This window comes from Sodalis sp. RH22, assembly GCF_047324165.1.
Lineage (GTDB): Bacteria > Pseudomonadota > Gammaproteobacteria > Enterobacterales > Enterobacteriaceae > Acerihabitans.
This window is the reverse complement of the sequence record NZ_CP178731.1, coordinates 1,244,107-1,257,118: the sequence shown is the minus strand read 5'-3', so window position 1 is coordinate 1,257,118 and position 13,012 is coordinate 1,244,107. Positions and strand designations below refer to the sequence as shown.

The window sequence follows — 13,012 nt, the reverse complement described above, 5'->3', positions numbered from 1 at the left end:
CTTTAGGTAGACTAATATTGATAATTGGTCCATAATAATACCAAGACGACAGCGGAGGGCTCAGTAATGGTATTGCCGCACAAATTACCGTTTAACGACGAGAAACGGCATGTCGCCGCCGTTGGGCTTAAAACGGTGATGGCTATCCTTGATAAATGGGGGTGCACCCCTGAACAGGCGCAGGCCATTTTGCAGATCTCAAAAGCGTCCTTTTATAAATTCAGGAAAGATCCGGCCGCAGCCCAGCTGACCAACGATCAATTGGAGCGTTTGAGCTACCTGCTCAATATCCACGCCTCGCTGCGCACGTTATTCGAAAACCCCGAAAACGTGTATGGTTTTATGGCGCTGAACAACCATAATCCTTATTTTAGCGGGCGCAGGCCGCTGGATATGCTCAGCACCGGCCATTTCGGCACGTTATACGAAGTCCATAAACAGCTGGACGCGCTGCGGGGGGGGCAATGGTAGTCACGGCCCCACCCAGACTGCCCGCCCTGGAGATCGCGCAACAGCGCGGCTACCGGCTGATTACTTCTAAATATCCGCCGATCGCGTTATTTGAGGATGTGGCCGACGAGGCAGAGTTCGACATCCTTTATGCGCTACAGGCATTGACCAACCCCAGGCTGCAAAATGAAACCGGCGACCTGGCGTTTTTGGCCGCCGGGGAAATTCCGTTCGGCATTGCGGGCTGTTCCTACGCGGTAGCGCCGTTTACCCATGTTAATCCGCTGGGCAGCCGTTTTTCCGACGGCACGTTCGGCATGTTGTATCTTGCCGATGAGATGGCCACCGCCCTGGCGGAGGTGGCCTATCACCAGGAGCGCTACTGGCAGTTTATCGATGGACTGAAATATGATCGCCTGGTGATGCGCGGCCTGGTGTTTATTTTCGATCCGGCGCCGGCTTACGACGCGCTGGTGCTGCCGCTTGCCAACGTGGTCTATGATCCGCTTAGCTATACCGCCGCCAGGGAGCTGGGGCGCTCTTTGAAAGCCAATGGATGTGCTGCGCTGCGCTATCGTTCGGTCCGCCGGCCGGGCGCGGTCTGCTGGGGACTGTTTACCCCGAAAGGAGTGAAAAGCGTCCAGCAAAGCGCGCATTATGAGTTTATCTGGGACGGTAAACGGATCGCTAAAATAGATCGCATTGTGTCCACCCAGGCGCTGAGGTAACGGCATGGGTGTAAAGGCATCGTTGGCGGGTAACATTAATCCGCGCCGCAGGCGTCAGATGGCCACGAATAAACCTGTTCCGGCGTAAAACAGTTAAGCGGTTCCGATGCTACGCTTAATATATTGTCAAAGCCCACGGCAAAAATATAAAAATCATGGCGTGTATTCGGGGATAGATAACAAATTGATACGGATGTCTCATCGCCGCGGGTTTGTGCTATCCACCCCCCGGGAAACCCCGCGTGCAATGCGCGGTAATAGGCGGTGGGCGCGCCGCCCTGGCCAGCGTCCCAGGTTAAAATAGCGGTGGTCGCGGTAAGTATGGCGAGATTCAGGTTTACGGGAACCGCCGGGCGCAAAAATACAGGGGCATTGCGGTCCAGGGAAAATTGATTTTGCATTATAATACCCTCAATGTTCACTATTTAAATGTTGGCTTATCATTATGATTATAGCTAAAATGCTGGATTGAGTTTTTCCCCCTGTCATCAATTTCAATTAATGATCTTTATTTATTGATAAAGTATAAAATTAATAAAACAAACCCATTATTGGTTTGCCTGTTTTTGCTGCCCGTTAAACGGGCAGCTGGGAGGGTGTTATTTAGTAGTAAATTAATATCGTTGATGTTCACCAGACGGACGCGGCGGATAATAAGGCGGGCGCGGCGGCTCGCAATGCTGATGCGGCGGATAATAAGGCGGGCGCGGCGGCTCGCAGGGCTGATGCGGCGGATAATAGGGCGGGCGCGGCGGCTCGCAAGGCTGATGCGGCGGATAATAGGGCGGGCGCGGCGGCTCGCAATGCTGATGCGGCGGATAATAAGGCGGGCGTGGCGGCTCGCAATGCTGATGCGGCGGATAATAGGGCGGGCGCGGCGGCTCGCAATGCTGATGCGGCGGATAATAAGGCGGGCGCGGCGGCTGGCAATGCTGATGCGGCGGATAATAGGGCGGGCGCGGCGGCTTGCAAGGCTGATACTGTGGATAATAGGGCGGGCGCGGCGGCTCGCAATGCTGATGCGGCGGATAATAGGGCGGGCGCGGCGGCTGGCAATGCTGATGCGGCGGATAATAAGGCGGACGCGGCGGCTCGCAGTGCTGATGCGGCGGATAATAAGGCGGACGCGGCGGCTGGCAATGCTGATGCGGCGGATTATAGGGCGGGCGCGGCGGCTTGCAATAGTCGTGCGGGTAGCATCCCGGGCGCGACGAACCCGGTAACGCATTCGTGAAAAAGTGAAAAGGCCGGTTGAGCCTGCTCGGTGTGCCGTCGTAGCCTATGCCAACAATAAATATAGTATAGAAGGTATAGGGGTATAAATCGGTAAGAAAAAGTCTATGGGGAAATCCCGGAATGTATTTTATGACCACATTTCTCTCACTGTCGAAAATCTGCCAATATTGAACTGGCGCGCCTTCGCTAATATCCCAGAGTATCGTGACGGTGGTTGACGTAACGTTTTCTAAATGTATATTTACCGCTGTTGATGGGGGGGCTAGAGTGGGTTGATTGCAATTACTTACAAATGAATTTTTCATGTATAATTCCTCGTTATAATATGTGCGATTTCATAAAATATGAGTATTTTTCAATTAATATCTCGTCGTTGTTGAAATGGATGGGATAATCAATTTATCAATATAAAAATTGCGATAGTAAAAAAACCTGAAAAAAAATTTATTTCACTGGCGTCGCCTCCAGGGATGCTGCCCGGTGTCCCTGTCATATTCTGGCTTATTAACTGCAACGGGAATAATCACTTCCTTATATTGCTATCTCAAAATTATATTTGAATCTTATAAATGAGGGCGATGACCTTATATCTTTCAAAAAATATCGGCAGGTCAGCCCTTCGTTATAGGTTGAAAAATAAAATTAATAAACATTTTATCAAAGCCAGTAAAATATAATCACATAGGAAGTAATACTAAGTATATTGCCTGGTATGAAGTAGTCAATTGCCTAATAGGGCATGTTGTTTTTTGATAGGGCTAACGCACGCCGCCCGCTACCAGGCGCGTAATATGCTGGCGGGTGTAGTGGCGCAGGAGGCCGGTTTCCGCCAGGGCGGCCATAAGCCTGTCGGTGTCATGTGTCCTCGCATTGAGCAGCAGGCCCACCACGGTGCCGCTGTGGGCGACGTTCAGGCCGTAGAGATCCTGCTGTTCCACAAAGCGCAGCAGCGTCTCGAACCCGGGTTTCGGCAACAGCGCATTACGCGCCCGGGCGCTGAGGGTGGCGGCGGCGCCCAGCTGGCCGGGAGACTGCGCGACGCAGCTTTGCTGGAACAATAGCCAGGCATTTTGCAGCGGCTGCGCCTGCGTGCGAAGCTGATCATCGTGAATTTGCTGATGTGACGCGGCGGTGGTAAGCGTATGCGGGCTTTCCAGGATAAGGATATCGAGCTGGGGCAACCAGTGATGGGAAATATGGCAGGTGCCCCGGCGGTGGTCAAACAGCGTCAGCGCTTTAAATACCGTGCTGTCTGTGGGCTCTAGCCGCAGGCAAAGCCGCGCCAGGGTCATTTCATCAAGCTCCCGCCCAAGCCAGCGCGCGGTGGCCACTGCCGTGGCGGCAATATCGGCGGTGCTGCTCGCCAGCCCCTTGGCGATGGGAATGGTGGACCGGCGCTCGATGCGCAGCGGCGGCACGTCACCGGGATTGACACCAAAATGCTTGATAACCTGATCGAGCATGCGCCGGCTGAGCGGGCGTTCATCCGCCATAGGCGGCCCCGCGCGCACTTCCACCTCGCTAAACCAGTCGATAGGGCAGGACACCAGCTTTTCGCCGCCGTTAATCCAGCCCTGCAGCAGCTCGCCGCAGGAAGCGGGGCAGCGTGCCTCAGCCATGGGTATACCACGGGCCGCTGGAATGACAGCATTGTTTAATCATGGGCAAACACCTTGCGCAAGGCGTCGAGCAGGCGGCGGTTATCCGCCTTATCCTTGATCGCCACACGATAATACTCGCCGGACAGGCCGGCATAGTTGGCGCAACTGCGGATAAGCAAGCCCTGTCGCAGCAGCAGACCCTGTAAATCGAGGCCGGGGCGCAGGCAGCGAAAAAAGATAAAATTGGCCGCCGGCCGCCAGACCTTGAGCGCTGGCAGGGCGTTAAGTCCTGTAAACAGGTATGCCTGTTGCTCTTGCAGCCATTGCCTTGAATCACGCTGATAATCCGCATCGTCCAGTACCACTTCACCGGCCAGCGCGGCGTAGGCGTTTATGGTCCAGGGAGGGCGGCGTTCGCGCAACCGCGCCACCGCCTGCCCGTCGCTGCTGACCATATAGCCCAGCCGCAGGCCGGGGATGGCGTAAAATTTAGTCAGCGAACGCAGAACAAATACCGCAGGCAAACCGGACAGGCTATCAATCATACTGACGCCGCCGGGGATGAAATCCATAAAAGCCTCATCCACCACCAGCGTAATCGCCAGTTCGCGGCAGCGCAGGGTGATGGCCTGCATAAGATCAGGTTCAATCAGCTGGCCGGTGGGATTATTGGGCGTGCAGAGAAACAGGCAGTCGATGCCGGGGCCGAGCGCCGCCAACAGGCGAGGGTCGGGGCGAAAATGATCTTGCTCCGCCAGCCGATATTCCCTGATGCGGCAGTCCATGCCCTCCAGGGCGAGCCGATATTCGGCGAAACCCGGGCTTAACAGCAGCACGGTTTTGCCGCGCAGCAGGAACGCGAGATCATAAATCAGCTCGGTGGCGCCGTTGCCCGCCAGGATCCAGGATGCCGGGCAGCCATGGTGCGCGGCAAGCCTGGCGTGCAGCCGGCGATAGAGCGGATCGGGATAGCGCTCCGCCAGCGCCCACGTTTCGGCCAGCGCCCGCCTGAGGCTAGGCGGCATGCCGAGCGGATTGATATTGGCGCTGAAATCCACGATCGAGGCTTCATCCACCCCCGAGGCTAACGCCATGTCCAGTACGTTGCCGCCGTGCTGATTGGCTTGCGCCATAAATAACTCCCTGCAGATCTATCGGGTTGCCGGCAAGGCCATGGACGCCGCGCAGCCAATGATATCGCCAATATTATATAACAGGCGGCCGCGCCGCCGTCATCATAACGATTGCAGCAAGGTCAGCGCGGCCACGTCGCCGATGACAATCAGCGACGGCGCCGCCATTCCCGCCCGCGCGCTTTCTTGCGCAAGCGTGCCGAGGGTGGCCAGCACGGTGCGCTGTTCCGGATGGCTGGCGTTCATTACCACCGCCGCAGGCGTATCCGCGTCCCGGCCATGGAGGATAAGCTGCCGGCAGATATCCGCCAGCCGCGACATGCCCATCAGGATAATCAGCGTGCCGTCCAGCTGCGCCAGCACCCGCCAGTTATGCGGATCCTTGCCGTCGCGCAGGTGCCCGGTAATAACATGAAACGAGGAGGCGAAGTCACGATGGGTTACCGGGATGCCGGCGCGCGCCAGGCCGCCGATGGCCGAGGTAATACCCGGCACCACCTCGCAGGTAACGCCGGCGCGCACCAGCGCCTCGGCCTCTTCGCCGCCGCGGCCAAAGACAAAAGGATCGCCGCCTTTCAGCCGCACCACCTCGCGGCCCATATTCGCCTGTTCGATCAGAATGGCGTTAATCCGATCCTGCGGGATCGGGTGGTGATCGGCGCGTTTGCCCACGTCGATCAGCACGCAGTGCGCGGCGGCTTCTTTCAGCAGCAGTGGATTGACCAGGCGATCGTAGACCACCGCGTCGGCGCGCTTCAGGCAGTCCAGCCCCATCACGGTTATCAGCCCGGGATCGCCCGGACCGGCGCCCACCAGCCATACCTTACCCGACATGTTGCACCTCTTTTGGTTGCGCCAGACCGACACGCATGACATCGCGGGCGATCATCAGTTCTTCATTGGTGGGGATCACCGCGACGATAACCGGCGCGCCGTCCTGCTGGATAAACGTGGCGTGACGCTCGTTTTTGTTTTCGTCCACGCGGATGCCCAGAAATGCGAGATTGCGGCAGATTTGCCAGCGGATGCCGGCGGCGTTCTCGCCGATGCCGGCGGTAAAAATCACCACATCCACGCCGTCCATTTCGGTTGCGTACGCGCCGATAGCGCTGCGGATGCGATCGGTGAACATGGCCAGCGCCAGCGCCGCGCGGTGATTGCCCGACTCGGCGGCGCTTACGATATCACGACAGTCATTGGAGATCCCAGAGACGCCCAGCAGCCCGGACGCGTTATTCATGATCTCAAGCAATTGTTGTGCAGATTTATTTTCGCGCAAGGCGATAAACGGCACTATCGACGGATCGATATCGCCGCAGCGCGTGCCCATCATCAGTCCGGCCAGCGGCGTAAATCCCATGGAGGTGGCGACCGACCGGCCGCCGTTAATGGCGCAGATGCTGGCCCCGTTGCCCAGATGGCAGGAGATGATGCGCAGGTCCCTCCGCCCCAGCAGACCGGCGCAGGTTTCGGCGATGTATTTATGGCTGGTGCCGTGAAAACCGTAGCGGCGGATGCCGTAATCACGGTAATAACGGTAGGGCAGCGGATAAAGATAGCCGGCCTCGCTGATGGTCTGGTGAAAAGAGGTATCGAACACCCCCACGCAGACCGCGTGCGGCAGACGCCGCTGGAACGCGCGGATACCCTTGGCGTTAACCGGGTTATGGATCGGCGCCAGGGCGCCGAGTGCGTCGATTTCCTCCAGCGCGGCGGCGTCGATAGGTGCGGAATCCTTGAAATATTCGCCGCCGTGGGCCACCCGGTGGCCGACGCCGTCGATATGCGCCAGGGAGTCGACGATGCCGCGTTGCAGCAGGGTATCCAGTAAATACTCCGCCGCCTGCTGGTGATCGTTAAGCGCTACGTCGGCCTGATGTGTGCCCCCGTCCGCGCGCAGGGTAAAGCGCGCGCTGCCGCTGCCCAGCCTTTCAAACAGCCCCTTGGCCAGGGTGATTTCCTCCGGCATGGCAAATAATTCGAACTTAAGGGACGAGCTGCCGGCATTCACCGCCATAATTAGGTGTGTCATCTGTTACTCCGAAACTGTTATTCCAGATACGTCAGCAGTGGCGCAATACCTTCCCGCCGGGTGGCCGATACCAGAAACAGCGGATCCGCGCCGGCCTGCTTTAATTGATGAATAACGAAGGCTTTTTGTCTTTCATCGACCGCAATGTCGCCCTTGGTGATAATGCCGATAACCGGTTTATTAAACAGGGTGGCGAACATGGGTGAAAAATAGCTGTTTTCACTGTCGAGGCTTTGTACCAAAGCGACGATATCCGCTTCATAGGAACTTGAGAGCAGCGCGCTGTAAAAATGGCGGTTCTCGATATATTCCCCCGGGCTGTCAATGGCGTCGGCCAGGTAAACCATGGACTGCGTTTTGCGGTAGACCAGGGGATCGCCCCGCAGGCATTGCAACAGCGTGGTTTTCCCCGACTGACTGGGTCCGAGCAGCATCAACCGTTTCATGGCTCAGGTCCGGGTCAGCGCGCAGGGGGTGAATTTCATCATCTCACCCAGGGTATACAGCACCTGTTTCAGGGCATATTCCACCGAGGACACATCGCCGCAAATAATTACCGCGCCGGTAAAACGGTCGATAAAGCCAATCTTTATCGCGCCGGATTTCGTGGCGATATCGCTGGCGATAATCGAGGCTTCGCTGGGCGTGATGGTGAGAATGCCGATAGCATTGTCATCCTCATTCAGCCCCAGTTTTTTATAAATATCCTTATTGGGATTGGCAATTAAATGCGCCAGCGTAATTTGTTTGCCGGGAACATATTCCTGAATGACCCGCTCGGTTTTTATCTCGCTATTCATAATGTCCTGTTTTTCGCTATATCACGGCGCCGATAATCGCCCCGATATCGTTATCCGACGCCGGGCGCGGATTGGTGGTTAACGTGGCGTCGCTTAACGCCGCCCGGATCATAGGGGGCGTGGCGAGGCGTATTTTTTCCGCGCCAAGGCCAAGCGCGCCCAGGCCGGCGGGGATGCCGATGGCGCGTTTTAACTGGCTGATATGGTTGAGCAACTGATTTAGCCCGGCCCGATCGTCGTTTTGCCGGGCGGCCAGGCCACAGAGCCTTGCCAGGCGGGCATATTTTTTCGTCGCCCGCGCGTCCGCGCTGTTAAAGCGGATCACTTCGGTGAGCAGCAGCGCGTTGGCCAGACCGTGCGCCACATGCAGTTGCCCGCCGAACTGATGGGCGATGGCGTGGTTTAAACCCAGCCCTGCCTGGCTGAAGGCCATGCCGGCCAGGGTCGCGGCGTTGTGCATTTTTTCCCGCGTGCGCAGGCAGTCTCCCGTGGCATACGCGGCCGGCAGGTAGCGGAACACCAGCTGCGCGGCCTTCTCCGCCAGCGCGTCGCTGAAATCGCTGGCGCCGGTGGACACATACGCCTCAATGGCATGGGTCAATACGTCCATCCCGGTATTGGCCGTGACCGCCGGCGGCACCGATACCACCAGTTGCGGATCGAGCAGGGCGATATCGGGATAAATGGCATCGTCGAACAGGGGATATTTGATGCCCTGCGCCGGATCGCTTATCACGCTGGCGCTGGTCACTTCCGAGCCGGTGCCGCTGGTGGTGGGAATGGCGATAAAGGTGTCGATGGCGATGCCCACCCGGCGGCCGAAAAACACCATGGCCTTGGCGGCGTCGATGGCGGACCCGCCGCCGAACCCTATTACCACGTCCGGCCTGACCGATTGCAGCTGCGCGATACCGGCCACCACGGTGGCGATGGGCGGATCCGGCATGATCTCGCTGAACAGGCTGACCCGGTCGGCGTCCAGATGCGCCAGCAGGCGCGCGATGGCGCCGCCCTTGGCCAGGAAGCCGTCGCAGACCACCCAGATTTTCTTGCCGCGGTAGCGCTCCAGGCGCTCCAGGCTGTCGATGCCGCTGTAGACGCGGGTCGGGATGACAAAACGTTTCATCGTCTTTCCTTTACCTCAACGCAATTTGTTCAACGGATGGAGAACGCATTCGTCAACACACAGCGGCGGTGGCGGGCGAAGGTGCGCGCCGACGTGGTGCCTTCGCCGGTGGGGGTGGCGATGGTGAAGGTGGCAAACCCTTCGGCGCCCACGCCGATCCCGGCATAGGACGGGCCGTTTTTGACAAAAATGGAGGTTTGCAGCAGCCTGGCCGCCTTATTGAGCCGCGAGACATTTTGCGAATGCATGGTGGCGGTGTGGTGCAGGCCGCCTTCGACCTTGAGCGCCAGCTGCAGGCCGCTGTCGAAATCACGTACGCGCACCACCGGGAGGATCGGCATCAGCTGTTCCACCGAGACAAACAGGTCGCCGGCGCCGACCTCGACCAGCAGCAGGCGCGGCGCCTTATCGGGCCGCGGCAGGCCGGCGGCCTGCAGCAGCGCCAGCGGGCTTTTGCCCACCAGCGCCTTATTGGCGTGGCCGTCGATAATGGCGACGTTGCGCAGCTTGTCGATATCGCCGCCGGCGACCATCAGCGCGCCGCATTTTTGCATTTCGGACAGCAGGGCGTCGGCCACGCTTTCCACCACGATCAGGCTTTTTTCGGCGGTGCAGGGCAGGTTGTAGTCAAAGGAGGCGCCGCTGACGATATCCTGCGCCGCTTTATCCAGCACGGCGGTTTCATCCACCAGGCTCGGCGGGTTGCCGGCGCCGGCGCCGATGGTTTTTTTGCCGCTTTTCAGCGCCATGTTGACAATACCGGGGCCGCCGGTGATGGCCAGCAGGGCAATCAGGGGGTGTTTCATCATCTGTTGGGTGGACTCGAAGCTTGGCTCGCGCAGGCAGGTCACCAGGTTATGGATGCCGCAGGCGGTGAAAATAATGGCTTCGATCTGCTCGATAAGCCACAACGACACATTTTTGGCCCCGGGATGCGGGCTGAAGAAGATGGCGTTGCCGGCGGCCAGCATGCTGATACAGTTATTGATAATGGTCTCGGTGGGATTGGTGCTGGGCGCCACCGATCCGATCACGCCGAACGGCGAATACTCGAACAAGACCATGCCTTCGTCGCCGGTGATGGCCTCGGTGACCAGGTCTTCCACGCCGGGCGTTTTTTCCAGCGCCACGCGGTTTTTCAGCAGCTTATCCTCTACGCGCCCCATGCCGGTTTCCTCGGCGCCGCGCTCGGCCAGCACCTGCAGATGCGGCACCAGGTCATGGCGAATGGCGGCGATCACGGCGTTGCGCGTTTTCAGCGGGCACTGCTGATAGGCCAGGAACGCCGCGTGGGCCGCATCGATCGCCTGATCGACGTGGTCGAACAGGGCCGAGGTGGTTTTTTCCCGCCGCGCCGGCTCGAGTTTTTCGCGCACTATGGTGCGGATCAGCGTTTCCAGTTCATTTGTATTCATGACTCTTTCCCCACATGACATTGAGTGATAGCCCATTGGGCGATGTGCCGGTCCTGGTCGACGGTGCCGCCGCTGATGCCCAGCCCGCCGATAAGAAGGCCCGCGCGGTAAAGCGGATATCCGCCGCCAAAGGTGACAATCCTGCCGCCCGATGAGGCTTCTAATTGATACAGTGCGGCGCCGGGCTGGATGTCCGGGCCAAGTTCATGGGTGGCGGTTTTCAGCGCCACGGCGGACCAGGCCTTTTTCGGCGCCAGATCGATGGCGGCCAGCAGCGCGCCGCTCATGCGATAGGTGATGACCGGATTGCCGTGCCGATCCACAACGGCCATCACCACCGCCACCGCCAGTTCGCCGGCCGCCGCCATCGCCGCGCGCAACAGGCGATGGACCAGCAGAAAGTCAAGGTCCTCCGGCGCGCCGGGCGTTTCGCCGTCAGGCGGGGCGGGGTCCGCCCCGGCCTGGCCGGCGGTGGACCCCGCGCTTGCCTGATAGCGCCGTAGCACCTCGCCGACCACGGCGTCGGTTTCGGCACAGCGATCCTCAAAGCGGGCCAGCGCATACAGGCAGTCCGATAACCGGTTGATAAAACCGAGCACCTCGCCGCGCACCGGCGTCTCGTCCGCCAACTGCACCAGCAGTCGCTCGGCGCGCCTGGCCACGGTGCGCGCCAAATGCAGTTGACTGCCGGCCGGGCTGTCGCCGGGCAGTACAAAGCCCGTGACCGGCGGCAGCGCCGCCATGCAGCGATCGATGGCCTGCTCCAGCTGCGTTATCTGTTCGGCGCCCAGGCGCTGGACGCTATCGGATCGCAGGCCGGGCCGTTCGTCGGCCAATTCCGCGCCCAGCCAGAACAACTGCTGTTGGATGGCGCGCAGCAGACGTCGGTTTTGCGCGTCGCGCACCTGATGGGCGGCCACCGCCAGGCAGGCGTTCAGTTCATCCACCGTGCCGTAGGCGTCGACGCGCGGGTGGTATTTTTTAATGCGTTGGCCGCCGATAAGCGAGGTGGTGCCTTTATCGCCGGTTTTGGTATAGATGCTCATAACCCGCTCCTGATCCGGCCCCTGCTAAGGCACAATGGTGTCGACGATGCCGACAATCGCCAGGTCGATGGCCTGGTTGGGCTCGGCGAATACCCAGCGCGCCGACGCCCCCCGCGCCAGCAGCACGATTTCGCCTTCGCCCGCGCCGACGGAATCCACCGCCACCTCCTGCTGCGTGAAGCCGCTGGGGGCCGAACCGTCGACATTGACCGGTTCCACCACCATCAATTTTTTACCCAGCAGCGAAGGCGCTTTCTGCGTCGACACCACCGAACCGATTACGCGAGCCAGTTGCATGTTCTAGTCCTGCCTGTAAAGTTGAAGACGACGTTTAACAATTTCATCCCTGGCCAATGCGGTCAGCAGGACATGGCGCGCCACGACGAGATATCCCGGCGGCAGCGGTCGGACATCGGCGTAGCCCGCCACCCGGCGCGCCAGCAGGTGAACCGGCCTGCCGTCCGGCGCGCAAAAACGCAGCGGCAGCCGTAGCAGCCCGGCGACCGGCAGCAGGCCGAAGCAGGCGTTATCGATTTCAAGCCATACCTGCATGCCGTCGCGCCAGGCCCGCCTCAGCGCGTCAAACGCCGCATCTTCGTCCCCGCCGCCGGCCAGCCGTTGCCAAAAAGCCGGCGTGGTGTGCGTCACCCGCAGACGCGCATGGTTCAGCGCGGCGTTCGCGGGCCAGTCGCGGGTTAAGCGCGGCAGCGGCAGCACCAGCTCAGCCCGCTGGCGCTGTTGTAGCCGCTGCAGTACCCGGACGACGCATTCCGCCAGCCATTGTTCGCGCCCGCCTTCCCAAACCATCCTCAGCGCCCCAGCAAAACCGCGGTGGCGCCTTTGTCACCGGCGTCGGCCGCGTTGGCCTCGTCGGTATCAATATGCATTTCCAGGCGCATATGCTCGCCCACCCGGATCACCACATCGTCAAAGATCAGCCGGCGGCCGGTGCCGTTCAGGGCTACGCGCACCACATCGCCCGGCTTAACGCCGAACAGCAACGCATCAAGGGGCGACATATGGATATGCCGTTGCGCCACGATCACGCCATGGGGTAATTCCAGCTCGCCGCTGGCGCTGACCAGCCGGATGCCCGGCGTGGCGTCCAGGTTGCCCGACAGGCGCAGCGGCGCGGCAATGCCCAGCAGCCGGGCGTCGGTCCGGGAAATTTCCACCTGGGACCGGCCGCGCAGCGGGCCGAGGATGCGCACGTTTTTCAGCGTGCCTTTCGGACCGACGAGGTTGACCACCTGCTCGGAGGCGAACTGTCCGGGCTGATACAAATCCTTTTTGAAGATCAGCGGCCGGCCGGGAAACAGATGTTCATAATCCTCAAGGGACAGATGCAAATGCCGGTTCGATACGCCAAGCGGCACGGGGCGCCGCCGCATATCGAGCAGTACGTTTTCCACCAGGGACTGCAACTCCAATGTTTCCATCTGACT

Annotated in this window: 15 protein-coding genes; 3 read left to right on the top strand and 12 right to left on the bottom strand. The window is 59.7% G+C overall.

Features of this window, described 5'->3' with window-relative positions; all coding sequences use genetic code 11:
• The first annotated feature begins 66 nt into the window (after positions 1-66).
• From ACL2XN_RS05730 to ACL2XN_RS05720, 3 genes are all read left to right on the top strand, one after another.
• Entirely contained in the window at positions 67-471 is a 405-nt protein-coding gene (locus ACL2XN_RS05730; RefSeq protein WP_410015150.1) for an antitoxin Xre-like helix-turn-helix domain-containing protein, read from the top strand.
• Complete coding sequence (locus ACL2XN_RS05725; RefSeq protein WP_413722821.1) at positions 465-1,178, top strand: RES family NAD+ phosphorylase; 714 nt, start codon at positions 465-467, stop codon at positions 1,176-1,178. The genes ACL2XN_RS05730 and ACL2XN_RS05725 overlap by 7 nt, the downstream gene beginning before the upstream one ends.
• 677 nt (positions 1,179-1,855) lie before the next feature.
• Positions 1,856-2,401 (top strand): hypothetical protein, encoded by a 546-nt coding sequence (locus ACL2XN_RS05720; RefSeq protein ID WP_410015148.1) that lies wholly within the window; start codon positions 1,856-1,858, stop codon positions 2,399-2,401.
• A gap of 771 nt (positions 2,402-3,172) precedes the next feature.
• Here the strand turns inward: ACL2XN_RS05720 and ACL2XN_RS05715 are convergent.
• The 12 genes from ACL2XN_RS05715 to ACL2XN_RS05660 form a co-directional block, all read right to left on the bottom strand.
• Positions 3,173-4,033: a GHMP kinase gene (locus ACL2XN_RS05715; RefSeq protein ID WP_413730454.1), complete on the bottom strand. Its 861-nt coding sequence runs from the start codon at positions 4,031-4,033 to the stop codon at positions 3,173-3,175.
• Positions 4,034-4,068: 35 nt separating this feature from the next.
• The gene (gene cobD, locus ACL2XN_RS05710; RefSeq protein ID WP_413722824.1) at positions 4,069-5,148 is read right to left on the bottom strand and encodes a threonine-phosphate decarboxylase CobD; all 1,080 of its coding nucleotides are present in this window, start codon (positions 5,146-5,148) and stop codon (positions 4,069-4,071) included.
• Between the two features lie 102 nt (positions 5,149-5,250).
• Positions 5,251-5,982 carry a uroporphyrinogen-III C-methyltransferase gene (gene cobA, locus ACL2XN_RS05705; protein ID WP_413722825.1) on the bottom strand — a complete coding sequence of 244 codons (732 nt, stop codon included), beginning with the start codon at positions 5,980-5,982 and terminating at the stop codon, positions 5,251-5,253.
• Positions 5,972-7,180, bottom strand: a complete 1,209-nt coding sequence (locus ACL2XN_RS05700; RefSeq protein ID WP_413722826.1) for an acetate/propionate family kinase — start codon at positions 7,178-7,180, stop codon at positions 5,972-5,974. Before ACL2XN_RS05700 ends, cobA begins: the two co-directional genes overlap by 11 nt.
• Positions 7,181-7,197: 17 nt before the next feature.
• Positions 7,198-7,626, bottom strand: coding sequence for a EutP/PduV family microcompartment system protein (locus ACL2XN_RS05695; RefSeq protein WP_413722827.1), 429 nt, complete (start codon positions 7,624-7,626; stop codon positions 7,198-7,200).
• Positions 7,627-7,629: 3 nt separating this feature from the next.
• Positions 7,630-7,980: a BMC domain-containing protein gene (locus tag ACL2XN_RS05690; protein ID WP_331119159.1), complete on the bottom strand. Its 351-nt coding sequence runs from the start codon at positions 7,978-7,980 to the stop codon at positions 7,630-7,632.
• Positions 7,981-7,996: 16 nt separating this feature from the next.
• Entirely contained in the window at positions 7,997-9,106 is a 1,110-nt protein-coding gene (locus ACL2XN_RS05685; protein ID WP_413722828.1) for a 1-propanol dehydrogenase PduQ, read from the bottom strand.
• Positions 9,107-9,135: 29 nt separating this feature from the next.
• Entirely contained in the window at positions 9,136-10,521 is a 1,386-nt protein-coding gene (locus tag ACL2XN_RS05680) for an aldehyde dehydrogenase family protein (RefSeq protein ID WP_413728442.1), read from the bottom strand.
• The gene (locus ACL2XN_RS05675; RefSeq protein ID WP_413730453.1) at positions 10,518-11,567 is read right to left on the bottom strand and encodes a cob(I)yrinic acid a,c-diamide adenosyltransferase; all 1,050 of its coding nucleotides are present in this window, start codon (positions 11,565-11,567) and stop codon (positions 10,518-10,520) included. Before ACL2XN_RS05675 ends, ACL2XN_RS05680 begins: the two co-directional genes overlap by 4 nt.
• Positions 11,568-11,591: 24 nt before the next feature.
• The gene (locus ACL2XN_RS05670; RefSeq protein WP_410015139.1) at positions 11,592-11,864 is read right to left on the bottom strand and encodes a EutN/CcmL family microcompartment protein; all 273 of its coding nucleotides are present in this window, start codon (positions 11,862-11,864) and stop codon (positions 11,592-11,594) included.
• 3 nt (positions 11,865-11,867) lie between these two features.
• Positions 11,868-12,374 carry a PduM family microcompartment protein gene (pduM, locus tag ACL2XN_RS05665; RefSeq protein ID WP_413722831.1) on the bottom strand — a complete coding sequence of 169 codons (507 nt, stop codon included), beginning with the start codon at positions 12,372-12,374 and terminating at the stop codon, positions 11,868-11,870.
• 2 nt (positions 12,375-12,376) lie between these two features.
• A complete protein-coding gene (locus tag ACL2XN_RS05660; protein ID WP_410015137.1) occupies positions 12,377-13,006 on the bottom strand; it encodes a phosphate propanoyltransferase in 630 nt (209 codons plus the stop codon).
• Positions 13,007-13,012 lie beyond the last annotated feature (6 nt).

What these genes read in the sequence shown, in the direction of transcription:
- cobD (WP_413722824.1), bottom strand. Translation starts at nt 5,148, where the DNA reads ATGGCGCAAGCCAATCAGCACGGCGGCAACGTACTGGACATGGCGTTA.
- ACL2XN_RS05660 (WP_410015137.1), bottom strand. Translation starts at nt 13,006, where the DNA reads ATGGAAACATTGGAGTTGCAGTCCCTGGTGGAAAACGTACTGCTCGAT.
- ACL2XN_RS05670 (WP_410015139.1), bottom strand. Translation starts at nt 11,864, where the DNA reads ATGCAACTGGCTCGCGTAATCGGTTCGGTGGTGTCGACGCAGAAAGCG.
- ACL2XN_RS05700 (WP_413722826.1), bottom strand. Translation starts at nt 7,180, where the DNA reads ATGACACACCTAATTATGGCGGTGAATGCCGGCAGCTCGTCCCTTAAG.
- ACL2XN_RS05715 (WP_413730454.1), bottom strand. Translation starts at nt 4,033, where the DNA reads ATGGCTGAGGCACGCTGCCCCGCTTCCTGCGGCGAGCTGCTGCAGGGC.
- ACL2XN_RS05730 (WP_410015150.1), top strand. Translation starts at nt 67, where the DNA reads ATGGTATTGCCGCACAAATTACCGTTTAACGACGAGAAACGGCATGTC.
- ACL2XN_RS05695 (WP_413722827.1), bottom strand. Translation starts at nt 7,626, where the DNA reads ATGAAACGGTTGATGCTGCTCGGACCCAGTCAGTCGGGGAAAACCACG.
- pduM (WP_413722831.1), bottom strand. Translation starts at nt 12,374, where the DNA reads ATGGTTTGGGAAGGCGGGCGCGAACAATGGCTGGCGGAATGCGTCGTC.
- ACL2XN_RS05725 (WP_413722821.1), top strand. Translation starts at nt 465, where the DNA reads ATGGTAGTCACGGCCCCACCCAGACTGCCCGCCCTGGAGATCGCGCAA.
- ACL2XN_RS05685 (WP_413722828.1), bottom strand. Translation starts at nt 9,106, where the DNA reads ATGAAACGTTTTGTCATCCCGACCCGCGTCTACAGCGGCATCGACAGC.
- ACL2XN_RS05690 (WP_331119159.1), bottom strand. Translation starts at nt 7,980, where the DNA reads ATGAATAGCGAGATAAAAACCGAGCGGGTCATTCAGGAATATGTTCCC.
- ACL2XN_RS05720 (WP_410015148.1), top strand. Translation starts at nt 1,856, where the DNA reads ATGCTGATGCGGCGGATAATAAGGCGGGCGCGGCGGCTCGCAGGGCTG.
- cobA (WP_413722825.1), bottom strand. Translation starts at nt 5,982, where the DNA reads ATGTCGGGTAAGGTATGGCTGGTGGGCGCCGGTCCGGGCGATCCCGGG.
- ACL2XN_RS05680 (WP_413728442.1), bottom strand. Translation starts at nt 10,521, where the DNA reads ATGAATACAAATGAACTGGAAACGCTGATCCGCACCATAGTGCGCGAA.
- ACL2XN_RS05675 (WP_413730453.1), bottom strand. Translation starts at nt 11,567, where the DNA reads ATGAGCATCTATACCAAAACCGGCGATAAAGGCACCACCTCGCTTATC.